At 32.4% G+C, this 22219-nt stretch carries 23 protein-coding genes; 16 read left to right on the top strand and 7 right to left on the bottom strand.

The window, feature by feature from the left end:
- Positions 1-61: 61 nt before the first annotated feature.
- The gene (locus HA151_RS09310; RefSeq protein ID WP_245151617.1) at positions 62-355 is read right to left on the bottom strand and encodes a hypothetical protein; all 294 of its coding nucleotides are present in this window, start codon (positions 353-355) and stop codon (positions 62-64) included.
- On the opposite strand from HA151_RS09310, the gene HA151_RS05745 reads away from it, so the two are divergent.
- Positions 243-1481 carry an HDIG domain-containing metalloprotein gene (locus HA151_RS05745; protein WP_245151616.1) on the top strand — a complete coding sequence of 413 codons (1239 nt, stop codon included), beginning with the start codon at positions 243-245 and terminating at the stop codon, positions 1479-1481. The genes HA151_RS09310 and HA151_RS05745 overlap by 113 nt on opposite strands.
- 13 nt (positions 1482-1494) lie before the next feature.
- On the opposite strand, the gene HA151_RS05740 is transcribed toward HA151_RS05745, so the two are convergent.
- Together HA151_RS05740 and HA151_RS05735 are read right to left on the bottom strand one after the other, a co-directional pair.
- Positions 1495-1887, bottom strand: coding sequence for a hypothetical protein (locus HA151_RS05740; protein ID WP_209106515.1), 393 nt, complete (start codon positions 1885-1887; stop codon positions 1495-1497).
- A 94-nt stretch (positions 1888-1981) separates the two neighbouring features.
- Entirely contained in the window at positions 1982-3610 is a 1629-nt protein-coding gene (locus HA151_RS05735; RefSeq protein WP_209106514.1) for a 2-isopropylmalate synthase, read from the bottom strand.
- 225 nt (positions 3611-3835) lie between these two features.
- Here HA151_RS05735 and HA151_RS05730 point away from each other — a divergent pair, with 225 nt between their 5' ends.
- Positions 3836-5419, top strand: coding sequence for a glycoside hydrolase family 57 protein (locus tag HA151_RS05730; RefSeq protein WP_209106513.1), 1584 nt, complete (start codon positions 3836-3838; stop codon positions 5417-5419).
- A 5-nt stretch (positions 5420-5424) separates the two neighbouring features.
- Here HA151_RS05730 and crtL read toward each other — a convergent pair whose 3' ends face one another.
- Both crtL and gyrA read right to left on the bottom strand, forming a co-directional pair.
- Positions 5425-6636 (bottom strand): lycopene beta cyclase, encoded by a 1212-nt coding sequence (gene crtL, locus HA151_RS05725; RefSeq protein WP_209106512.1) that lies wholly within the window; start codon positions 6634-6636, stop codon positions 5425-5427.
- A gap of 24 nt (positions 6637-6660) precedes the next feature.
- Entirely contained in the window at positions 6661-9258 is a 2598-nt protein-coding gene (gyrA, locus tag HA151_RS05720) for a DNA gyrase subunit A (protein WP_209106511.1), read from the bottom strand.
- Between the two features lie 180 nt (positions 9259-9438).
- On the opposite strand from gyrA, the gene HA151_RS05715 reads away from it, so the two are divergent.
- The 4 genes from HA151_RS05715 (at position 9439) to rsmD (ending at position 12400) form a co-directional block, all read left to right on the top strand.
- A complete protein-coding gene (locus tag HA151_RS05715; RefSeq protein WP_209106510.1) occupies positions 9439-10602 on the top strand; it encodes a GuaB3 family IMP dehydrogenase-related protein in 1164 nt (387 codons plus the stop codon).
- A gap of 232 nt (positions 10603-10834) precedes the next feature.
- A complete protein-coding gene (gene trxA / locus HA151_RS05710; protein ID WP_011376622.1) occupies positions 10835-11158 on the top strand; it encodes a thioredoxin in 324 nt (107 codons plus the stop codon).
- Between the two features lie 11 nt (positions 11159-11169).
- Positions 11170-11787, top strand: coding sequence for an imidazole glycerol phosphate synthase subunit HisH (hisH, locus tag HA151_RS05705; protein WP_209106509.1), 618 nt, complete (start codon positions 11170-11172; stop codon positions 11785-11787).
- A gap of 13 nt (positions 11788-11800) precedes the next feature.
- The gene (gene rsmD, locus HA151_RS05700; protein WP_209106508.1) at positions 11801-12400 is read left to right on the top strand and encodes a 16S rRNA (guanine(966)-N(2))-methyltransferase RsmD; all 600 of its coding nucleotides are present in this window, start codon (positions 11801-11803) and stop codon (positions 12398-12400) included.
- On the opposite strand, the gene petG is transcribed toward rsmD, so the two are convergent.
- Positions 12377-12496, bottom strand: a complete 120-nt coding sequence (gene petG / locus HA151_RS05695; RefSeq protein ID WP_011376619.1) for a cytochrome b6-f complex subunit V — start codon at positions 12494-12496, stop codon at positions 12377-12379. The genes rsmD and petG overlap by 24 nt on opposite strands.
- Positions 12497-12552: 56 nt before the next feature.
- On the opposite strand from petG, the gene HA151_RS05690 reads away from it, so the two are divergent.
- The 10 genes from HA151_RS05690 to HA151_RS05645 all read left to right on the top strand — a co-directional run bounded on the left by HA151_RS05690 (position 12553) and on the right by HA151_RS05645 (position 20671).
- Positions 12553-12939, top strand: a complete 387-nt coding sequence (locus HA151_RS05690; RefSeq protein ID WP_348535619.1) for a cytochrome c — start codon at positions 12553-12555, stop codon at positions 12937-12939.
- Entirely contained in the window at positions 12936-13688 is a 753-nt protein-coding gene (locus HA151_RS05685; RefSeq protein WP_209106507.1) for an RNA methyltransferase, read from the top strand. Before HA151_RS05690 ends, HA151_RS05685 begins: the two co-directional genes overlap by 4 nt.
- A gap of 117 nt (positions 13689-13805) precedes the next feature.
- Positions 13806-14894 carry a magnesium chelatase ATPase subunit I gene (gene bchI / locus HA151_RS05680; RefSeq protein WP_209106506.1) on the top strand — a complete coding sequence of 363 codons (1089 nt, stop codon included), beginning with the start codon at positions 13806-13808 and terminating at the stop codon, positions 14892-14894.
- Positions 14895-14899: 5 nt separating this feature from the next.
- Positions 14900-15373, top strand: coding sequence for a crossover junction endodeoxyribonuclease RuvC (gene ruvC / locus HA151_RS05675; protein WP_209106504.1), 474 nt, complete (start codon positions 14900-14902; stop codon positions 15371-15373).
- Positions 15374-15382: 9 nt separating this feature from the next.
- A complete protein-coding gene (locus tag HA151_RS05670) occupies positions 15383-15940 on the top strand; it encodes a 5-formyltetrahydrofolate cyclo-ligase (RefSeq protein ID WP_209106503.1) in 558 nt (185 codons plus the stop codon).
- Between the two features lie 39 nt (positions 15941-15979).
- On the top strand, positions 15980-16399 hold the full coding sequence (locus HA151_RS05665) for a SufE family protein (RefSeq protein WP_209106502.1): 420 nt from the start codon (positions 15980-15982) through the stop codon (positions 16397-16399).
- Positions 16400-16443: 44 nt separating this feature from the next.
- On the top strand, positions 16444-17745 hold the full coding sequence (locus HA151_RS05660) for a homoserine dehydrogenase (protein WP_209106501.1): 1302 nt from the start codon (positions 16444-16446) through the stop codon (positions 17743-17745).
- A 70-nt stretch (positions 17746-17815) separates the two neighbouring features.
- Positions 17816-18088: a hypothetical protein gene (locus tag HA151_RS05655; protein ID WP_209106500.1), complete on the top strand. Its 273-nt coding sequence runs from the start codon at positions 17816-17818 to the stop codon at positions 18086-18088.
- Positions 18085-19656: an ABC transporter substrate-binding protein gene (locus HA151_RS05650; protein WP_209106499.1), complete on the top strand. Its 1572-nt coding sequence runs from the start codon at positions 18085-18087 to the stop codon at positions 19654-19656. The genes HA151_RS05655 and HA151_RS05650 overlap by 4 nt, the downstream gene beginning before the upstream one ends.
- Positions 19649-20671: an ABC transporter permease gene (locus tag HA151_RS05645; protein WP_209106498.1), complete on the top strand. Its 1023-nt coding sequence runs from the start codon at positions 19649-19651 to the stop codon at positions 20669-20671. The genes HA151_RS05650 and HA151_RS05645 overlap by 8 nt, the downstream gene beginning before the upstream one ends.
- On the opposite strand, the gene HA151_RS05640 is transcribed toward HA151_RS05645, so the two are convergent.
- Positions 20668-22218 (bottom strand): alpha/beta fold hydrolase, encoded by a 1551-nt coding sequence (locus HA151_RS05640; RefSeq protein ID WP_209106497.1) that lies wholly within the window; start codon positions 22216-22218, stop codon positions 20668-20670. The genes HA151_RS05645 and HA151_RS05640 overlap by 4 nt on opposite strands.
- Between the last annotated feature and the right edge of the window lies 1 nt (position 22219).

The raw sequence follows: 22219 nt of genomic DNA, 5'->3' as shown, positions 1-22219 counted from the left end.
TATATTCTGTGCAAAACATCACAACTACCTTAAAGAAATTATTTTATCTGTGGAGGCGAAGTCAAGTTCCATTGAAACAACCAACTAAGATTTCAAGAATAGATAATCTCATAATTTTTTTATTATGCATTTTAATTTCAATAATTTCTTCATATAAACTACTTCTTTTCTCGCCTTTAAATTTCGCAGATATTTTTTCTTGGTTTTTAACCTTTACTGAAATACTTATTAGTTCCGGAATTTTGATATTAGTTTCAAAAAAAGAGAACCCCACAATTTCTTCAAGACAGATCATCTTGATCATTACTCTTCTTTTAGCAGTACAAGTAACGAAATTTACCTTAGCTTCAACCATAAGTCCATTGTCTATGATAATTCCACCGGCGTTAATAATATCTCAAGGAATGGGAAGTATAACAGCTTTAGCTTGGGTATCAATAGCAAGCCTTAGTTGGCCAGACCCAGCAGTTGCTATAAATAATAATCTATTTTTTATTTTATTAGTATGTGCCTCAGTAGTATCTCTACTTGGAGGGAGAATAAGAAGTAGAGCTCAGTTACTTCAACTATCAATTTTTGTTCCTATCGGGTCGTTCTTGAGTCAATGGATATTGATAGGAAAAGATAAGATATCACTTATTAATAAGCAAAATTTTGTTTTTGCAAACGGGGATATATTTTCTGATTCCTTGTTATTGGCAATAGTAATGCTTTTTACTATTTTATTTATTCCTATTTTTGAATCGATATTTGGATTATTAACTAAAGCAAGATTACTTGAATTAGCAGATAAAGAGAAACCTCTAATCAGAAGATTGTCTCTTGAAGCTCCTGGTACGTTTGAGCATACTTTACTGATATGTGGTTTGGCAGAGGAAGCAACAAGAATGATTGGTGGTGACATTGATCTTATTAAAACTGGAGCTTTATATCATGATGTTGGTAAATTACATGCTCCTAATTGGTTTATTGAAAATCAGGATGGTTCAAAGAATCCACATGACGAAATAGATGATCCTGCTAAAAGTGCAGAAGTATTACAGGCCCATGTTGATGAAGGATTAAAGTTTGCAAGAAAAAATCGACTACCTATACCAATAGCCAATTTTATTCCAGAACATCAAGGCACTCTAAAAATGGGATATTTTTTTCATAAAGCTCAAGAAAAAAATCTTAAGATCAACGAAGAGGACTTTAGATACAAAGGGCCTATTCCTCAGTCAAAAGAGACAGCTATTTTAATGCTTGCTGATGGATGTGAAGCAGCACTAAGAGCTATGAATATTAATGCATCTGATAATGAAGCTTTTGAAACAATATCTAAAATTATTTACTCACGAAAAAAAGATGGCCAACTAGAGGATAGTAATTTATCGCAGGGAGAAATTTTTTTAATAAAAAGGGCGTTCTTGAATGTTTGGAAAAGAATTAGACATAGAAGAATTCAGTACCCAACAACAAAGAATAATACTTTTTCTTAATTGACTTTATTTTCTATAGTCTTATACTTCTTCGATGTTTTGGATTACACCAATATACAAGAGCTAAAGTGCTTAATAATGTTGTTAAAAGTGTAAATCCACCAATTCCAAAAATGTCTTGAAGAGTTATAAGCCTTACTATTGCATAAGGACCCATTCCTGAAATTACCATTGATAGAGATACTAAAGTTAAGGTTACTCCCCATTTCCTCTCTGCTAAAAGAGCTGCTGAAGAAACTATTCCAACTATCGCAGCAGGCCAGCCAAGGCTTATGGCAAGAGTAATGTTTGCTACTTTTAGTGGAGGTCCAAAACTTATTATTACTGCGATTATTGGAAGAGCGATTATATTGCTGATTAACCCAACCCATGAAAGTGCCCAATATCCAAGTAACCTTTCTCTCATTATTTACTGCTTTAACTATTAGATAAATCTACAGTATTACGGGGCTTATTTTAAGATCATTTAATAATCCTATGAAATAATTAAATTTAAATGATTAAATTGAAATTTCTTTCTCAGAACTTTCTAAATTATCAAACTGTGGGTGGATTGAACTTTTTTTCTCAGAAAATACAAGCCTATTTAAGGCATTAACGTAAGCATTAGCAGCCGCAACAACAACATCCGTGTCAGCAGAATGACCAGAATATATCTTATTATCCCTTCTTATTCTTATTGTTACTTCACCTAGTGCATCAATACCTTCTGTCACTGATTTTACTGAAAACTCTATTAACTCATTAGGGACCTTTGCTAGTGCATTAAGAGCCTCACACACTGCATCAACAGGTCCAGTACCAAGTGCCACGGCTGTATCCTCCGTGTTATCTTCTGTGTTTAGAAGAGTTATGGTGGCTGTAGGTTTAGATTCATTACCGCAACTTACTTGTACCAGACTTAATTGAAATTTAGCTTCTGGAAGCTGAACTTGTTCACTTACAATTGCTTCTAAATCTCTATCAGTAATTTCTCTTTTCCTGTCAGCTAAATCCTTAAAACGAGCAAAAGCATCATTTAAGTCTTCCCTACTCAAGTCATATCCCATTTCTTCTAATCTTGCTCTTACTGCACTTCTTCCACTAAGTTTTCCCAAAGATATTTTGTTATCACTCAAACCGACGGTTTTGGCATCGATAATTTCGTAAGTGAGTCTATTTTTTAATACTCCATCCTGATGAATTCCTGACTCATGGGCAAATGCGTTGGCTCCTACAATTGCTTTATTAGGTTGTACAGTCATTCCAGTTAAGTTGGAAACAAGCCTTGAGGTTTTTGTTATCTCTTCAGTTCTTATAGCCGTAAGAGGAGTTGGTGAATCGTGGTTTCTTTTGAAAAAACTATTAAAAAAACTTTTCCTAACATGCAATGCCATCACTAATTCTTCTAAAGAAGCATTTCCAGCTCTTTCTCCAATTCCATTAATAGTACATTCTAATTGTCTTGCTCCATTTTTTACTGCCTCAAGAAAATTGGCAACTGCTAAACCTAAATCATTATGACCATGAACCGAGATTACTGCTTCATCAATATTTGGAACATTTTTATTTATATCTGCAATTAGTTTGCCAAATTCACTAGGAGTTGTAAATCCAACAGTATCGGGGATATTTATTGTTGTCGCTCCTGCAGAAATTGCTAGTTGAATCACTTCGTATAAAAAATCAGGATCACTCCTCGAGGCATCTTCACAAGAAAACTCAATATCATCTACCAATGATTTTGCATAATTAACCATTGCTGGAACTATTTGAAGAACATCTTTTCTAGATTTTTTAAGTTTATGTTTAAGATGGATATCACTTGTAGCAATAAAAGTATGAATTCTTTTCTTGGGAGCTGGACTTACTGCTTCGTAACATGCTTTTATATCTCCTTTTGATGCTCTAGCTAAACCGCATATTGTTGGCCCATGTTCTTTCCCTACGGCATTGGCAATTTTATTAACAGCTTTAAAATCTCCTGGACTTGCGAAAGGGAATCCAGCCTCAATGACATCAACCCCTAATCTTGCTAATTGATGAGCTATAGCAAGTTTTTCTTCAAGATTTAAACTCGCACCAGGAGATTGCTCTCCATCTCGAAGAGTTGTATCAAATATCAAAATTCTTCCAGGATCTTTTGACATAAGATGAAATAATATAGCCTTATATTAAGCTAATTAAAAAAAATTGACTAGATATAGTTCAAAAAGATTTTGCTGCAAATTCATAACTTAAACAATATTGGTTAAAATTCTGAATAAAAAAATGAAATACTTTAATTATTAAAGTATTCTTTTAGGATAAAAGCTTCCTTTTATAAAAGGTTAAGTTTGATTTTTATAGAATTTTAGGCATAAATTATAAAAAGTATGAATGGGCGATATCCGCAAAAAAATGTTTTAGGTCAGTTAGCGATAGTTTTACATGCTCATCTACCTTATGTCAGAAAAAATGAAAAAAACTCCTTAGAAGAGGATTGGTTATTTCAGGCGATACTGGAATGTTATATACCACTACTTCAATCAATAGAATCTTCCAAAAATGAAAATTCTGAAAATACAAAACTTACTATTAGTTTGTCTCCAACATTATTATCGCTTCTAAATAATAAACAAATTCAAGAAACTTTCCCAAGCTGGATTAAAACAAGGAATGATTTCCTAAACGAACTGCCACTAGAAGAAAAAAATGCCTCTGCATTTTTAACGAAAAATCTTAATGATAAATACCTCTATTGGCAAAATTGTTCTGGAAATTTAATTGAGAAGTTTAGGGTATTTAATAACTCTGGAAATTTGGATATTCTCACTTGTGCTGCTACTCATGGATATTTGCCAATTCTAAGGGAGAATCCTGAAACTATTAAAGGACAAATTAATACAGCCATTAGGAGCCATGAAAATTTTTTTGAAACCAAGCCTTTAGGTATTTGGTTACCTGAATGTGCATATTATGAGGGTTTAGATGAAATACTATTTAATTCTGGAATTAGATATACAATCTTAGACGGACACGGGATTCTAAACTCATCGCCAAGGCCTAGGTATGGTGTATATGCTCCAATATGCTCGAAAAAAGGAGTGGCATTTTTCGGGAGAGATAGTGAGTCAACCTTACCCGTTTGGTCTGCTAAGGATGGATTCCCGGGCGACAAAGTATACAGGGAATTTCATAAAGATTTGGGGTGGGAATTACCTATCTCCAAGCTCCAAAAGAAGGGTATTTCAACAAAAAGACCTTTGGGTTTAAAGTTTCATAAGATTACAGATGAAAACATTTCTTTAGGAAAAAAAGAGTTTTACCTTGAAAATGAAGCCAAAAATAAGGCAGTAGAACATGCTGATGCCTATCTTCAAGCGAGATCCAAACAACTAGAAAAATTGACTTTATCATCTTCCTTTAAGCCTTTATTGGTAGCTCCATTTGATGCAGAGTTATTTGGTCATTGGTGGTATGAGGGACCTTTTTTTATTGAAAATATACTAAAGAACTCTAGTAAATATTCAATTAAGCTTACTAATTTAAAAGAATTCTTAATGCAAAAACCAAATCTTCAGATTTGTGATCCATCGCCATCAAGCTGGGGGCAAGGTGGTTACCATAATTACTGGATTAATGATGCAAATGCATGGATCGTTCCAGAAATTACAAAGGCAGGATCAACATTTGTAGATTTGTGCTTGGTAAATTTTAATAATGATTTATCTCTAAGGCTCTTCAAGCAAGCTGCAAGAGAACTACTTCTTTCTGAGTCTTCTGATTGGAGTTTTATCCTAAGAGCTGGAACCACAACTGAGCTCGCAAAAGAGAGAATAGAAAGACACTTATTTAGGTTCTGGAAATTGGTTGAAATGATTAAAAATCATTCTAATGTAGATCTAAGATTTCTTGAAGATATTGAGGAAGAGGATAAAGTCTTCCCAAATATAGATATTGATGATTGGCGGAAATAAAAATACTAATTTAACTTGAGCATTCCAAGTTTTACTTTTAGAGGTGAATTTATAAACATCTTACTCATCACGTAAATTAGTTTTGGAAGTGGAAGTGTATTAGTAAGAAAACCTACCCATTCATTGGTTGATAATCTAAAGAAATTTGAGAAAAAGCTTCTTAACCTACTTTCGTCAAAACTCATCAATCTTCTCAGACCGTATTGGTAAAGTTTATGCCTTTGTGTTAGTTCGTAAGGCCATAGGATTTCCCACCCTTTTGAAGCTAAATCTAGTGAACTTAGATGAGGTTCTTTTAAAAAGATTGCTAATTTTTTTGCAAGTAATGGAGCTCTTCTTAATAAAGATCCAACCATGTATCCTGATGCAGGATGAACCATACTTGCAGCCCCTCCGAAACCAAGTACAAATTGTTTTTTAAATGGGAGGGGTAAATTCATAGGGAAAAGGCAATTCTCTTCATGAAAAATTTCACTTACTTCAATACCCTTACTATTCAGTCTTTTATAAAGTCTTTTTTTAAGATTTTCTTGGGATAATGCAGGATAACTAGCTAATGAAGTTTCTTCAACAAAAAAAGTGTCGTTACCAAGATCCATCGCATAAAGAAAGGAAGGAGATGATGACTTTTCTTCATTATTTAAATGATTTGGACGAAAATCCATTAGAACGAATTGTTCTTTATTAACAGGTGGTGATGTAAATTTACCTACAATTCCGTAAGCAGCTTGTTGAGCTATTTCATTTTGAAATGGTCTTTGTACAAAATTACTTTTATGACCACTTGCGTCAATAACTAATCTCGCCTTTATTTTGAGACCTGAAAAACAAATTACCTCAGATAGTTTATTTTTTTCTTTAATATCTTTTGCTGTTTCATTCAACCATTCAATACCTTTACATTTTTTTAAAAGCTCATTTTGAAAGGCCTCTTGATTTATTAAACCATAGTCGTAGTTGTGTTTTGTTGGAGTATCCCCTTTTTTATTTTCCCCATCTCCAAAAAAACTAACTGTTTCACACCATCGGTGAGATAATAAGGACTCTAACCCTAATTCTTCTAATTCAGATGCCCAAATACCATATGTATTCTCCCATTTTTCATTTGGAGATTTTGTTGATATACCCTTAATATTTAGATTTTGCTTGGCTAATTCTGCAGCTAAACATAATGCTGCAGGACCTGAACCTAAAATTAAAATATCAATTATTTCCATATTATTTGGCTAACCATAAGGTTTTTAATTTTGTTCAACTGAGCTATGTTGGTCTTTTTCCTCTATTTGTTCATGAGGTACCAATACAACTTCAGATAAACGGTCACCGTCATCTAATCTTTGCAATTTCACTCCTGTAGCTGCTCTAGATTGCTGAGAGATTTTATCTGCGTTTGTTCTTACTATTACGCCTTTTTCGGTCACAAGTAGTAATTCTTCTCCCTCGCCAAGGACCTTCAAACAAACTAGCTGATCATCTTTAATTCTAAATTTTATTGCTCTCAAACCCATGCCTGCTCTTTTTTGTAATCTAAACTGAGCTACAGGTACTCTCTTCCCTAGTCCAAATGCACTGGCTATTAATACCCATGGACCATCTGAAGAGTTTTCCTCATTATTATCATCAAGATCCTCTGTGAGATCCTCTATTTTAGCCAATTGATCAACCAAATTAGATGTTAAAACATCCATAGAAACTAAATTGTCGCCTTCTCTCAAGTTCATTGATTTAACCCCTCTTGCTGTTCTACCAAGTGGTCTTAATTCATTGATATCTAGTCTGAAATGAATCGCCATTCCTGATTTAGATCCAATCATTACACTATCACCTTCTTTTGATAATCTGACCCAAGTTAGGGCATCTCCATCCTCAAGATTAATTGCTATTAGTCCATTTGAGCGAATTTTTGAGAAAGCGGAAAGTGCAGTTCTTTTTATAAAGCCAGCTTTAGTTAGCATTAATAAATAACGATCGTCAACAAAAGAATCCACAGCAACTAGCGAAGTTATTTTTTCTTCTCTTGGAATTGGGAGAAGTTGAACTGATGGAGTTCCTTTTGCTGTTCTGCTACTCATAGGAACTCTATATGCTGGGAGAGCATAAGCTACTCCTCTATCACTGAAAAGCAAAAGAGTATCATGATCGTTACAGCTTATAAATAATTTCACATCATCATCTTCTTTAGTTTTTGTGCCAGCTTTACCCCTTGAACCACGACTAGTAGATTCAAAATCGTTTACAGGCATTCTTTTTAAATAACCTGCTTCAGTTAATAGAACTACAGATCTGTCATTTGCTATGAGATCAATATCATCTAATCCGCCGCCTAAATCAAGTATTTCTGTTTTCCTAGGAGAAGAAAATCTTTCATCGATTTTATTAATTTCTTCAAGAATAATTTCAAAAATTCTTTCTTTACTATTCAATATCTGCTGATATTCGTTAATTTTTCGGGTTAATTCATTATGTTCTCCTTTGATTTTATCTGCTTCAAGGGCAGTTAATCTTCTTAATTGCATTTGTAGAATTGCATCAGCCTGTGTGGAAGATAACTCATGATCAGTTTGTAATTTTTCTCTAGCTGAAACTGTATCTTTTGCTGATCTTATTAGATTAATAATCTCATCCATAGAACCCAACGCTAATAAAAGACCTTGTACTATGTGATCCCTTTCTTCAGCCTTTTTTAATAAAAATCCTGTTCTTCGCCTAATTGTCTCCACTCTGAAGTCTAGAAATACATCTAACATTTTCCTGAGTGATAGTGTTGTGGGCTCTCCTTTTACTAAAGCAAGGATATTTGCACTAAAGTTATTTTGCAGAGGTGTTAACTTAAATAAATTATTTAAAACTACTTGTGGGTAGGCATCCCTTTTTAGTTCAATAACAATCCTCATTCCGTCTCTATCACTTTCATCTCTAATATCAGAAATTCCTTCTAATTTTTTTTCATTAACCAAGTCAGCAATTCTTTCTATCAATGCAGCCTTATTTGTTTGAAATGGGAGCTCTGTAATTATTACTGCATCTTTTTCTGCTCTACCACTGGATTTAATTTGCTCAATATTTGCTACACCTCTCATTGTTATTGAACCCCTCCCTGTCTTGAAAGTTTCTCTAATACCATCTCTGCCTAAGATTTGACCACCTGTGGGAAAATCAGGACCCTTAATTATTTCAAAAAGTTCTCTATCTTCAATCGAAGGGTTATTGATGATTGATTTAAGACCATTTATTAATTCCCCTAAGTTATGAGGTGGAATATTAGTTGCCATTCCTACTGCTATTCCAGATGATCCATTAAGTAGTAGTTGAGGAATCCTAGCAGGTAAAACTGTTGGTTCTTGCTGAGAACCGTCAAAATTATCGGCGAAATCTACAGTTTCAGATTCAATATCCTCTAATAAACTTTCATCTGTAAGAGACTGTAAACGAGATTCTGTATATCTCATTGCTGCTGGGGGATCGTTATCAACAGAACCAAAGTTCCCATGACCATCTATTAGTGGCATCCTCATAGAGAAATCCTGAGCCATCCTAACCAAAGCATCATAAACAGCAGTATCGCCATGAGGGTGGTATTTACCTAGTACTTCTCCGACAACTCTTGCACATTTTCTGTATGGCCTACCGCTAGTTAAACCAAGTTCATACATTGCATAAAGAATTCTTCTATGAACAGGTTTTAATCCATCTCTTGCATCTGGAAGAGCACGACCGACTATAACGCTCATTGCATACTCAAGATATGATCGAGACATCTCGTTTCTTAGGTCAGTCTGAATAATTCGGTCGTTATCTTCGCTTAATCCTGAGTCATCAGAATCTAAAATATCAGACATATAAAAATCCTTTCTTTAATAATAATCGCTGATTGTCATAATGAATAAAAAAAAATATTTATTTAACTCCCAAATACTCACATTTACACACAAATCAAAATAAAACCTTTTGTTTTTGAATAAACCTTGGCTTATTACCCCTTTAGTTGTTAATTTATTCAGAATAGAAAGAAAAATTCCGTGAATATTGAACTTGGTTTAAATAAAAAAGTCAGAAGGGCTTATGGCATTGATGAAATAGCTTTAGTCCCTGGTAAAAGAACACTTGATTACGATTTGACTGATCCTTCTTGGTCAATAGGTGATATCAAAAGAGAAGTTCCGATTCTAGCTAGTGCCATGGATAGTGTTGTCGATGTCAATACGGCTGTAGAACTCACAAAATTAGGTTCCATAGGGGTTATTAATATGGAGGGTATACAAACAAGATATGAAAATCCTGATGAAATATTGAACCAAATAGCATCAGTCGGGAAGAATGATTTCGTTCCTTTAATGCAAAAGATATATAGTGAACCCGTCAAGGAGGGATTGATTTTACAAAGAATAAATGAGGTCAAGGAAGGAGGAGGTATCGCTGCTTTTAGTGGGACTCCTCAAGCAGCTATTAAATTTAAAGAAACACTTAATAATTCCAAAATAGATTTATTTTTTCTTCAAGGAACAGTTGTTTCAACTGAACATCTTGGTATGGAAGGTAAGGAAACCCTAAATATTAAAGATCTCTGCCAGTCTATGAATGTCCCAGTTGTAGCTGGAAATTGTGTTACTTACGAAGTTGCAAAACTTCTCATGGATGCTGGAGTTGCAGGACTAATGGTTGGGATAGGACCTGGAGCGGCATGTACATCAAGAGGAGTATTGGGAATTGGAATCCCTCAAGCAACAGCAATCGCTGATTGTAGTGCGGCAAGAAATGATTACTTTAAAGAAAGTGGTCGTTACATTCCTATTATTGGTGATGGAGGGATTGTGACGGGTGGAGATATTTGTAAATGTTTAGCATGTGGAGCAGATGCTGTAATGATTGGATCCCCAATAGCTAAATCCTCAAACGCTCCAGGTAAAGGATTTCACTGGGGTATGGCTACTCCAAGTCCAGTATTGCCTAGGGGCACAAGAATTGAAGTTGGTTCAACAGGATCCTTAGAAAGAATAATTAAAGGCCCTGCCTTACTTGATGATGGGACACATAACTTATTAGGAGCCATTAGAACTTCAATGAGTACTCTTGGGGCAAAAAATATTAAAGAAATGCAAGAAGTTGAAATAGTTATTGCACCATCCCTTCTTACAGAGGGTAAGGTTTATCAAAAAGCTCAGCAGCTTGGCATGGGTAAATAGCGTTTTTGAGAGCAAAATTATTAAATCCTATAGAATTAAGCATTAAATTAAACAAATTTCACATAAGGAGTTATTATTGAATGATGGGGGCAACCCCATACTCCTCACACACTAAATCGCCCGATTATTCGGGCTTTTTTAGATGTTTTGTTACTTATATTATTTTATCTGTAATGAAATCATCACTTAAAAGAATTGCCTGCTAAATTTTTCTAAAAGGAATACTTAAATTATGTCATCAGCTCCAGCCGTAACTGATTCTTCATTTGACAAGGATGTACTGCAAAGTGATCTACCAGTATTGGTTGATTTTTGGGCACCTTGGTGCGGTCCGTGTAGAATGGTTGCACCAGTTGTAGAAGAAATCTCAAAAGACTTTGAAGGGAAAATTAAAGTTTTTAAATTAAATACAGATGAAAACCCAAATGTTGCAAGTCAATATGGTATCAGGAGTATTCCAACTTTAATGATCTTTAAAGGAGGTCAAAAAGTTGATACTGTGGTTGGAGCTGTACCAAAAGCAACACTTTCTAGCACTTTAACTAAGCATTTATAAATTTAAAAGCTTTGCATAAAATTGGACTAATAGACTATGGAATGGGTAATATTCATTCCGTAACAAAATCTCTAGAAAGTCTTGGAGAAGAAATTATATTAATCAATAACTTTAATGATTCAAAGCTTTGTAAGGCGATAATACTTCCCGGGGTTGGAGCATTTGATCCAGCGATGAATAATCTCATAAATACTGATTTGATAACTGATTTGAAAAATTGGATTAAAAGTGGTAAATCCTTTTTTGGGATTTGTTTAGGTCTTCAACTCCTTTTTGAATCTAGTGATGAAGGAAAAGTTCAAGGGCTGGGAATTTTAAAAGGAAAAATACAAAAAATACCTAATATTGTTAACCAAAGAATCCCACACATGGGTTGGTGCCAGCTTTTACCTACAAAAAAAAATACTTTATTTGGTATTGAAGAATTAAATAATTGGGTCTATTTTGTACATTCCTATCATGCAATCCCAGATGACTTAAATATTATTGCAGCTCAGGTTGATTATGGCTCTGAAAAATTAACTGCGATGATTGAGAATGATAATTTATTGGCCTGTCAATTTCATCCAGAAAAATCTGGAAAAACCGGAGAAAAACTTTTGAGAAGATGGCTGAGTAATATTCAATAACAGATGCTTAGGGATGAAGACTAACTTAAGATTAATAGGTGGTAAAAAACTCCAAAGTCCAAATAATTCTTACACCAGACCTACAACTTTGAGAGTGAGAGAGGCCATATTTAATATATTGAACAAAAGAGTTGAAAATAGTAACTGGTTAGATTTATTTAGTGGAACAGGAGCAATATCTTGTGAAGCATATAATCACGGGGCAAGCAAAATAGTTGCAATTGAAAAAAACAAAATTAACTCAAAAATTTGCTTAGAAAATTTACTCTCGTTGGAGAATATAGTGAATAGGAGAAATGATATCGAAGTTATTTGTAAAGACGTTTTGAAATGGACAAAACCTAATTATGAGAGAAACTTATCATCTAGAAATATGGATTTAAACAAATTAAAATTTGATTTTGTTTATCTTGATCCTCCATACGATGTGGATTTCCATGAATTGGTTTTAAATCAATTATTTAATTGTAATCTTTTAAAAAAAGATTCAACAATTATTTGTGAACATTCTCCAAACCTATTTATTAAAAAAAGTAATTTGTGGGAAACTATAGATGTAAGAAATTATGGGCAGTCAAGATTAACATTTTTAATCAATGTCCAGCATCCCTGAACCTCTTCTGTATTGATTCCATGCACTTACGAATAATCCAAGTAGAGTTATTGGAACTAAACCTAAAACAATTCCACATAGAAGAGGCTCGATCATTTTTTTTGCCTTTTTTGAATTTCTTACTCACAATTGTTACATAGAGACTATTTTTTGTGTCAACATCTTCATCAACTGCAGCAGAAAGAGACTTAAAGAGAGAATTCTTAAAAATTGTTTATGTTGTATTTGGAGTTTTATTGATTTGTTTTTCAATATTTTTTGTAAAACATAATGAAAATAACAAATATATTATTGAAACTCTTGGGCTTAATGGCTCTGCTGAGAAAGGAGATGCCCTTTTTAAGATAAATTGTGTTGGATGTCATGGAATTACAGCAAGAGGATTAGTGGGACCAGACTTACACTCAATAACTCAACGTTTGAATGATAAAGAGATAATAAAACAAGTTACTGGAGGCCTGACTCCTCCCATGCCAAGTTTTGAAATTGATCCTGTAAACATGTCCAATTTATTAAAATATCTTCATAGCCTTGAATGATTTTGGGTAAAAATTTTTCTAATTTAAAGGTAATTTTAGTTGAACCAAATGGCCCTCTAAATGTTGGAAGCGTTGCTAGATTATGCAGTAATTTTGAAGTAGATGAATTAAGAATTGTTTCTCCTAAATGCGACATATTTTCTTTAGAAGCAAAAAAAATGGCTCTTAAAGGTCAAAAAATTCTTAAACATTGTAAGATTTTTGATGATCTTCAAAAAGCAATTTTTGATTGTGATTTGGTTCTTGCATCTTGTGGAAGGGTTGATGTAAATAAAGATTCATTTTTTGTATCTTCTGAAGAAATATTTGATTGGATTTTATCTTTTAAAAAGATAAATAATTTAGCAATCATATTTGGCAGAGAAGATAGAGGTTTAACTAACAGTGAATTGCTTCTTGCGAATAAAACATTTAATATTCCAACTTCTCAGAATAATCCATCATTAAATCTTTCTCACGCTGTTTCAATAGTTTTGTATGAATTAAATAAATCCTCAAAAAAAAATTTTAATAAGGATTCAGAAGTTTTTAATCTCGCCTCATCAAAACAAATTCATGATTTATTTATAGAGACAGAGGAAATGCTTTTGCGAGTAGGATATCTCTTAAAACATACTTCCAAGGCAAAAATAAGCAAATTCAAGAAATACATTTTAAGGGCAAATACATCAATGCATGAAATAAATGTTTTGAGAGGAATAGTCCATCAAATAAACTGGTTTTTGAACAATTCAAAAAAAAGTAAGTAAGTATAAATTTGATTAGTTATTATGATCTTCTTGTTTTAATTTGATAGGAATATTTACTAATAACATTTTCTGAAGTAACATCTATTGATTATTTGAATATTTAAGAAAACTAAAACTGTGCCGTCAACAAAGAAAAGAAGAGTTTTTCCTTTTACAGCAGTAATTGGTCAAGAAGAAATGAAATTGGCTCTATTGTTAAATGTTATTGATCCAAGAATTGGAGGAGTGATGATAATGGGTGATAGAGGGACTGGAAAGTCTACTACAATCAGAGCCTTAGCTGATTTGTTGCCTGCAATCGATGTTGTTAAAGACGATCCATATAATAGTTCACTAGTTGATCCTGATTTGCAAAGTAAAGAAGTTTTGGAAAAAATTACTCAAGGAGAAAATCTAGAGAGTATTCAAAAACAAGTACCTATGGTTGACTTACCTTTAGGGGCTACTGAAGACAGGCTTTGTGGAACTATTGACATAGAGAAGGCTTTGAGCGAAGGTGTTAAGGCATTTGAACCAGGTCTATTAGCAAAAGCCAATAGGGGTTTACTATATGTTGATGAAGTGAATTTACTCGATGATCATTTAGTTGATGTACTTTTAGATTCGGCCGCTTCAGGATGGAATACAGTTGAAAGGGAGGGTATCTCAGTTCGACATCCTGCAAGATTTGTTCTTATTGGTTCAGGAAATCCAGAAGAAGGTGAATTAAGGCCTCAACTATTAGACAGGTTTGGAATGAGTGTTGAAGTTAAAACAGTAAGAGATGCTGAATTAAGAGTTCAAGTAGTTGATCAAAGAACTTCTTTTGATGATAATCCTGATGAGTTTTCATTGAGTGTTGAGAAACAACAGGATGAACTTCAACAAAAAGTTATTAAAGCACAAGAAATATTAAATTCTGTTCAAATGGACGATGACTTGAGATTGAATATTTCTGCAATCTGCGGAGAACTAGATGTCGATGGTTTACGTGGAGATATTGTTACAAATAGGTCTGCAAGGGCAATTGCAGCATTTGAAGGCAGAACTGAAGTGCAAGAAGATGACATAGCAAGGGTTATTTCTTGTTCTTTAAGACATAGACTAAGAAAAGATCCTTTAGAACAAGTTGATTCAGGTGAAAGAGTTATTCAAGCTTTTTGTAAAGTATTTGATTTAGATGAAAAAGAAAATCTTTCAAAATTTCAATTGTCTGCTGAAGCTTAATAACAGTGAGAATAATTGGGATTGACCCTGGATTAGCTAGAGTTGGTTATGGAATAATTGAGATAGAAAATGAAAGAAAGATATTATTAGATTGCGGCGTTATTGAGACAGGTAAAGATAAAAAAGAAGAAGATAGGCTTTATGAAATATTCCAAGATCTTAATGAATTAATAAATCATTGGAACCCCACTGCAGCGGCAGTGGAAAAATTTTTCTTTTACAGGTCCAGCACTACAATTAGTGTGGTGCAGGCCAGAGGCGTAATTATGATGGTATTGGCCTCTAAAAAAATTCATGTTAGTGAGTATTCACCTGCTCAAATAAAATTAACAATTGCTGGGTCTGGAAAGGCATCTAAGAAAGATATTCTTGATGCTGTTATGTATAACCTAGATCTTAACAAACCTCCAAAACCTGATGATTCAGCAGATGCATTGGCTATTGCACTTACAAAATTAAATGAGGATGGCTTTAACTGAAAATTTAATATGACGATCTTTGAAAATAAGAAATTGGAGAGGGATAAGTTTAGAAAACTAAGAGATGGAATTTCTCATAATCAAAGAGAAAATGTAGAAAAGAATGTAAGATTATATATTGATTCATATGTTAAGGGATATAAAAATATTGGTTATATTGCCATATATTGGCCTCTAAAAAATGAAGTTGATATAAGAAGTCTCAAGAAAAAATTTAATTTAGCTTTGCCTAGATGTAAAGATAAAAAAGAGTTGTTATTTCATCCATGGGACAAAAAACCTCTTATCAAAGATTCTGAGGGGATACTAAGTCCAAACAACTCCTCCCCATTAAGTCATTTCCAGATAAGCATGATATTTGTACCTTGTCTTTCCGTTGATAAAAATTTAACAAGATTAGGTTATGGAGGAGGTTATTTTGATAAATTAAGGAGAGATAATGATTGGAGAAATGTACCATGCATTGGAGTATTAACTTCTAATTGTGTAAGTACGATTCCATTAACTAAAGCTGAGTGGGATATCCCCTTATCGGGTTTTATCACAGAAAAAGAAATATTTGTATAATAGAAAACTAATTAAGTGATTAATTTATAGTTTTAAAAAATGGACTATCAGGAAAAATACAATAATTTATCAAAATTAGTAGAAAAGTTGAAGAAATCAGAAGATCCAAAAAGAAAATATGAATACATTTTGTGGTTAGGCAAAAAATTGAAAGAACCAGATAGTGAAATCCTTGTTGAAGAAAATAAAGTTAAGGGATGCGTTTCAGATGTTTTTGTTAAGGCAAATATTAAAGCCGGCAAATTATTTTGGGAAGGATATTCTGATGCTCTCATAACCAAGGGTTTGTTGGCTTTTCTAATAAGTGGATTAAATGAGTTAACACCAAATGAAGTTGTTGAAATAGATAAGAAATTTATAGAAGATACTGGTTTGAAAGCAAGCTTAACCCCTTCACGATCGAATGGTTTCTTAAACATTTTATTGAAAATGCAGTCTCAAGCAAATGAATTTTTGTAGGCCTAATAATATAAAATTAAATTCAAAGTTAAAAGAAATAAAAAATGAGAAAATGCAAAATTGGGATTGTAGGTTTTGGAACTGTAGGTTCAGGGATTTATAAAATATTAAGTTCTAAGGTTGATTCACATCCAATTCTAGAAGAAATAGAAATTGCAAAAATAGCAGTTAAAGATCTTAATAAAAAAAGGGATATTGAGCTAGATAATAATTTATTAACTGATGATCCATTTAAATTAATTAATGACCCTTCTATAGATGTAATTGTTGAAGTAATGGGTGGGGTTGATTTAGCGAAAGATATTATTCTGCAATCATTAAAATTAGGTAAATCTGTTATTACAGCAAATAAAGCAGTCATTGCAAGATATGGAGAAGAAATATATAAAACTGCATCTAAAGAAGGAGTTTATATATTGTCAGAGGCGGCAGTTTGCGGGGGGATTCCTATAATTGAACCCTTAAAAAGATCATTAAAAAGTAACAGCATAAAAAAAATGGTTGGGATAATAAATGGCACTACAAATTTTATACTTTCAAAGATGACAAATGAAAAAGCTGATTACAAGCAGACCTTAAAATTGGCCCAAAGTCTTGGGTATGCAGAATTTGATCCAACTGCAGATGTTGAGGGCCATGATGCTGCTGATAAGATTTCAATTCTTAGTGAACTTGCATTTGGAGGGAAAGTCAAAAGAGAGGAGATCCATACTGAGGGTATTAGTAAAATTAATTTAAAGGATATTGAATATGCTAATAAATTAGGGTTTGAAATAAAACTTTTAGCGCTCTCCGAAAGGGGACAAATTAATAGTAATGATTCACTCGCTTTGAATATTTGGGTAGGACCTTCTTTGATTCCAAAATCTCATCCATTGGCAACAGTTAAGGGAGTTAATAATGCATTATTGATAGACGCTGATCCTCTTGGAGAGATTATGTTATATGGTCCAGGTGCAGGGAGTGGCCCAACTGCTGCATCAGTAGTATCAGATATATTAAATCTGCATGCCGCCTCAGTAAAAAATAATGATTCAATGGATCCACTATTATCTTTTTATTTCTGGAGAAACTGTCATATAATCGAATCTTCACAAATAAGTAAAAAAAATTACCTTAGAATTATTTGTCTTGATAGTCCTGGTGTCATAGGAAAAATTGGAGATATTTTTGGAAAGAATAATGTATCAATCGAATCAATTGTTCAACTTGATGCAAGTGAGGACAAAGCTGAAATTGTCGTTATTACTCATGAGGTGAATAATGGAGATTTTGAGAGATCGAAAGATGAAATAAATTCGCTTAATGAAGTCAAAATTATTGCAAGTCAATTAAGTTGTATTTAAAAAAATAGTTTGCAAATTTCTTTATAGCTTGGTAAACCGAAGAAAGTAAGTGTTTGGTTCTAGCACCTTAATGATTCATTCAAAACTATTAGAAAATAATGATGAAAATAATAATTTAATTTGTTCTGAAAAACTTTATAAAGGTGCTTGTGTAAAAATCAAAAATAGTAATAAGACTTTTCAAGTAATTGGTATAAACATTGGTAAAGAAATTTGTTGGGTGAGAGAGTGGCCTTTTGCCTGTAATTATAAAAAAACATTTCCTTTAGAAATAAGTCAAATAACCTTACAAATTTTTTGCTCAAATAATTCTTCAGAAAAATTAAGTAATTATGAAATATGAAAAAAAAATTTATTTTATCAATATTTATTATTTTAATTTCTTTTTTACAGAATTCTTGCGGCTCAAAAAGAATATCTAAAAAAATCATAGTAGCAAGTTCTGGAAAAATTGAATCTTTAGATCCAGCTAGAGCAAATACTCTTAAAGCAATTCAATTAATCAGTTCTCTAGGAGACACGTTATATGAATTAAATTCTGATGGAGAATTAATCCCTGAATTGGCCTCGGGAGCGCCAATTGTTTCAAAGGATAGACTTCAAATAACTATCAATTTGAGAAAGAATGTTTTTTTTCAAGATGGAACTGCATTTAACTCAAATGCTTTAAAGTTTACCTTTGATAGATTCAAAAGAATTGGAACGATGAATTATATTTTAGGAAATAAGATTAAATCAATAGAAACACCAAGTGAATATTCAGTCATAATAAATTTGAATAAACCGTCAAGTTCTTTAAATGGTTTACTCACATCAGTCAATTTAACTCCGATATCTCCTACATTCTACAAACAATATTCAAATAAGTTTCTAAATGACAAATTCGTTGGTACTGGCAAGTATGTGCTGACCAGTTTTTCTAATGAAGTTCAATCAATTGATCCATATTTAAATTATTGGGGTGAAAAGCCTTTAAATAATGGCATTAATTTTGTGGGATATTCAAATTCATCTTCTCTTTTTGGGGCTTTAAAAAGTAAACAAATTGATGTGCTTTTATCAAATTCAATTGATGATAGCCAGAGAAAAAGTTTAAATAATTTAAGCAAAAATAAACAGTTTAACGAAGGTAAAAGCCCTTTCACTGAATTAAGTTTTATAAGTCTTAAAACTAGCTCTTATCCCTTAAGTAATCTTAATTTAAGACTTGCTTTGGCAAAAAGTCTTAATAGAGAATTGATTAGTGAGAAAGTAAGTTATGGGTTAAGGAAGCCATCTAGATCAATTATTCCTCCGATATTAAAAAAAGATAATCAAGAACTTTGGCCTAAATATGATTATTTAGAAGCGAGAAGGTTATTGCAAGAAGAAAAATATTGCAATGGAAATGTTCTAAAAATACCCCTTACTTATAGATCTAATGTACCAGCAGACAAGCTTATTGCTCTGACATGGCAAGAAGAAATTAAAAGTTCTTTGAAAGATTGTATTGATATTGAACTCAATGGGGTTGAATCTACAACAGTTTATAAGAATCTAAGTTTAGGAATTTATACGGCAGTTCTTCTCGATTGGACTGGGGCTTATTCAGATCCAGAGGCATATCTCACCCCTCTTTTAAGTTGTGATGAAATAGTTAATGGCATATGTAAAAAAGGAGAATCAGTTTATAGCGGTAGTTTTTGGGGATCTAATAAAGTGGAGAGTTTATTTCTTGAGAGTGAAAGAATAAGTGGAATTAAAAGATTAGAAAAACTTGTTGAAATTGAAAAAATAGCAGCAAGTTCAATACCTTATATTCCTATTTGGATGTCCTCTCAAAAAGCTTGGTCGCAAAATAAAATATCAAAACCTATTTTTAATGGTGCAGGAATAATTTCATTGAGTGATCTTGAGTTTATTAATGAGTAGAAATTTCAATAAACTACTAAATTATTCCTTATTAAAAATTTCATTAATACCGATAATGTTATGGATAATTTCTTCATTAGTTTTTATTTTATTAAGAGTTGCTCCCGGCGATCCTGTCGATGCCATACTTGGATCTGGTGCAGATGAGGTTTCTAGGGAATTTTTAAGAAATAAATTGGGGCTAAATGAACCTTTATTAAATCAATATTTTTCATATATTAAAAATATATTGCACTTAGATTTTGGCCAATCTCTTAGTACTCAAGAGCCAGTCCTAAATATTATTGTTAAGTCTTTGCCTGCAAGTCTTGAACTTGGATTCTTTTCAATATTATTTTCCATACTAATAGGATTCCCATTGGGATTAATTAGCTTAAGAAATAGAGGTAAAAAGACTGATTATATTGCGAGAATATTAGGAATTACTACATATGCGATCCCTCCTTTTTGGGGTGCAATGTTAGCTCAATTATTATTTTCTGTATTCTTTAATATTTCCCCAATTGGAGGTAGATTTCCAATATTTCAGCAACAACCGCAAATTACAGGTTTTCTAGTTTTAGATAGTATTCTTTCAAATAATATTATTGCTTTGAAAGATAGTCTTTATCATCTCTTACTTCCTTCGATTACCCTGGGCTTTTTATTAAGTGGCATATTCAGCCGCTCATTAAGAGTAAATCTGGATAAAACATTAAAAAGTGATTATGTAAATGCTGCTACATGTAGAGGAATATCAAGGAAAAAAATATTTTTAAACCATGCATTGCCTAATGCTCTATTGCCAATTGTCACTATTTCCGGCTTGACTATGGCCTCATTAGCAGGAGGAGCTTTATTGTTTGAGGTAACTTTTTCATGGCCAGGCATAGCTTTAAGATTACATGAAGCTATTTCTCAAAGAGATTATACCTTGGTTCAAGGAATTGTAATTTTTACCTCTATGCTCATAGTCTCTTTAAATCTCTTTGTGGATATTTTAATCGCATATTTAGATCCACGAGTAGAGTATTAATTTTCGGAAATTTCTTTTATAGTTTCAAGATCTAAAAGATGGAAATCAAGTCCCAAATCTCTTTGGTTTTTAACTAGTGGAGGTATCTTTTTGTCTTTAATATTTTTTAAAAATTCAACTATAAATTTCGTTGATAAATCTTGTACTAATATAGGCTCTGAACCAATAAAAGATTCACTTATTTTGAAAACGTCATTATTTTCTTCATCGCTTTTATTAATTCTTATTGGAGAGAAATGACTTGCCCCTTTAATAATTAGAAATCTATTAGATGGATTATTTAAAGCAGAAAAAACTCTAAATTGTTCATTCATTAATGGTGTAATAAGGTCATATGTACCACCTATTAGAAGAGTTGGTGTTTTAATGCCTGTACTAAATTCTCTTGGCCATACTAAACTGCCAAATGAATTAAAACCTATAATCGCACTGGCCTTATTAGTGTTATTTTTTTTAGGGAATGGTATTTCGCTCAGCTGACATTGAAGTAATTTAGATAAATTTGTTACCGCAAAGTCTTTTAATGCCGAATCACATTTTTCCTCTAGTTGATCAGTAGGCTTATTGCCTTCATATAAAAGTGCTATAAAAGCACCAAGTGAATGCCCCATTAAAATATAAGAATCATTAGGTAAACCAAATTCTCCTTTTTTATGAGATTTTAATACAGCATCTAAATCTTTAATTCTATATAAGAAAAAGTCTGCACTTCCTGGGATTGTTTCCTTACCTTCGAGTATATTTATAAATGAATCTAAATTACTCCCTCTATGATCTATGAATAATATTGGCCAACCTCTTTTAGCCAATTCGTTGCCGATCCATTCGAAATTATTAATTTCGCCTCCAAGTCCTGGCATAAAAATTATCAGTTCTTTATCAGGATTTGTTTTATTGCTTTTCCATATTTTAATTTCTAAAGGTTTCACTCGATGAGGAGCATAAATTTTTTTATCAATTTTTATTAGATCTTGAGTTGATATTTTTTCAGTATTTTTGAAGAAATTTTGGTTGGTTCTTTCAAGTTTATTTAATTTGGATAAAAGTTCTTGTTGTATTGATAATTCATTTTTCCAAGATGAAATTATTAAAATTAAATTATCAATATCAAGTGAAATTTCCTCTGAAGGTAATGCCTTTATGATTTCTAAAGTTGAGATTTCGTTTTTTTGATCTAATAAATTTTCTATAGTGTTATAAATTTCTGTTCCATTATTGTCATTTGGAATTTTAATGCTTTTGCTTAATTCTGTAAGAATTTTACGCCCTATCCAACTTCTTAATATTTCTCTATTTAGTCCTTCTTCCTTGAAAACTGGAAATTCTAAAAATTTTGATAATTCAAAAACTCTTATTAATCCATTTTTTTTTAACCAATCTATTAATTCTGTTGAATCATCTTTGTATTTCTCTAATTTTGATAATTGTTCTATAGTGAGGGGGATTACCATCTCTTCAAATTTAATATTTATCTTTTCAGCAGCTTTTAAACCATTATTTAAAAATAAACCGCAACAACTAAAAAAAATTATAAAAATGAATTTCACT

Origin of the sequence: Prochlorococcus marinus XMU1419 (assembly GCF_017695955.1) — a bacterium.
Lineage (GTDB): Bacteria > Cyanobacteriota > Cyanobacteriia > PCC-6307 > Cyanobiaceae > Prochlorococcus_A > Prochlorococcus_A marinus_AD.
The sequence above is the reverse complement of the archived record's forward strand: the minus strand, read 5'-3'. Positions and strand labels throughout refer to the sequence as shown.

Bases quoted from the DNA above. Each gene is read 5' to 3' on its own strand.
- HA151_RS05670 (WP_209106503.1), top strand. From the start codon at position 15,383: ATGACGATCTTTGAAAATAAGAAATTGGAGAGGGATAAGTTTAGAAAA.
- HA151_RS05735 (WP_209106514.1), bottom strand. From the start codon at position 3,610: ATGTCAAAAGATCCTGGAAGAATTTTGATATTTGATACAACTCTTCGA.
- HA151_RS05660 (WP_209106501.1), top strand. From the start codon at position 16,444: ATGAGAAAATGCAAAATTGGGATTGTAGGTTTTGGAACTGTAGGTTCA.
- HA151_RS05650 (WP_209106499.1), top strand. From the start codon at position 18,085: ATGAAAAAAAAATTTATTTTATCAATATTTATTATTTTAATTTCTTTT.
- rsmD (WP_209106508.1), top strand. From the start codon at position 11,801: ATGAAGACTAACTTAAGATTAATAGGTGGTAAAAAACTCCAAAGTCCA.
- HA151_RS05645 (WP_209106498.1), top strand. From the start codon at position 19,649: ATGAGTAGAAATTTCAATAAACTACTAAATTATTCCTTATTAAAAATT.
- petG (WP_011376619.1), bottom strand. From the start codon at position 12,496: ATGATCGAGCCTCTTCTATGTGGAATTGTTTTAGGTTTAGTTCCAATA.
- trxA (WP_011376622.1), top strand. From the start codon at position 10,835: ATGTCATCAGCTCCAGCCGTAACTGATTCTTCATTTGACAAGGATGTA.
- HA151_RS05665 (WP_209106502.1), top strand. From the start codon at position 15,980: ATGGACTATCAGGAAAAATACAATAATTTATCAAAATTAGTAGAAAAG.
- HA151_RS09310 (WP_245151617.1), bottom strand. From the start codon at position 355: ATGGTTGAAGCTAAGGTAAATTTCGTTACTTGTACTGCTAAAAGAAGA.
- HA151_RS05655 (WP_209106500.1), top strand. From the start codon at position 17,816: ATGATTCATTCAAAACTATTAGAAAATAATGATGAAAATAATAATTTA.
- gyrA (WP_209106511.1), bottom strand. From the start codon at position 9,258: ATGTCTGATATTTTAGATTCTGATGACTCAGGATTAAGCGAAGATAAC.
- HA151_RS05685 (WP_209106507.1), top strand. From the start codon at position 12,936: ATGATTTTGGGTAAAAATTTTTCTAATTTAAAGGTAATTTTAGTTGAA.
- crtL (WP_209106512.1), bottom strand. From the start codon at position 6,636: ATGGAAATAATTGATATTTTAATTTTAGGTTCAGGTCCTGCAGCATTA.
- HA151_RS05740 (WP_209106515.1), bottom strand. From the start codon at position 1,887: ATGAGAGAAAGGTTACTTGGATATTGGGCACTTTCATGGGTTGGGTTA.
- HA151_RS05730 (WP_209106513.1), top strand. From the start codon at position 3,836: ATGAATGGGCGATATCCGCAAAAAAATGTTTTAGGTCAGTTAGCGATA.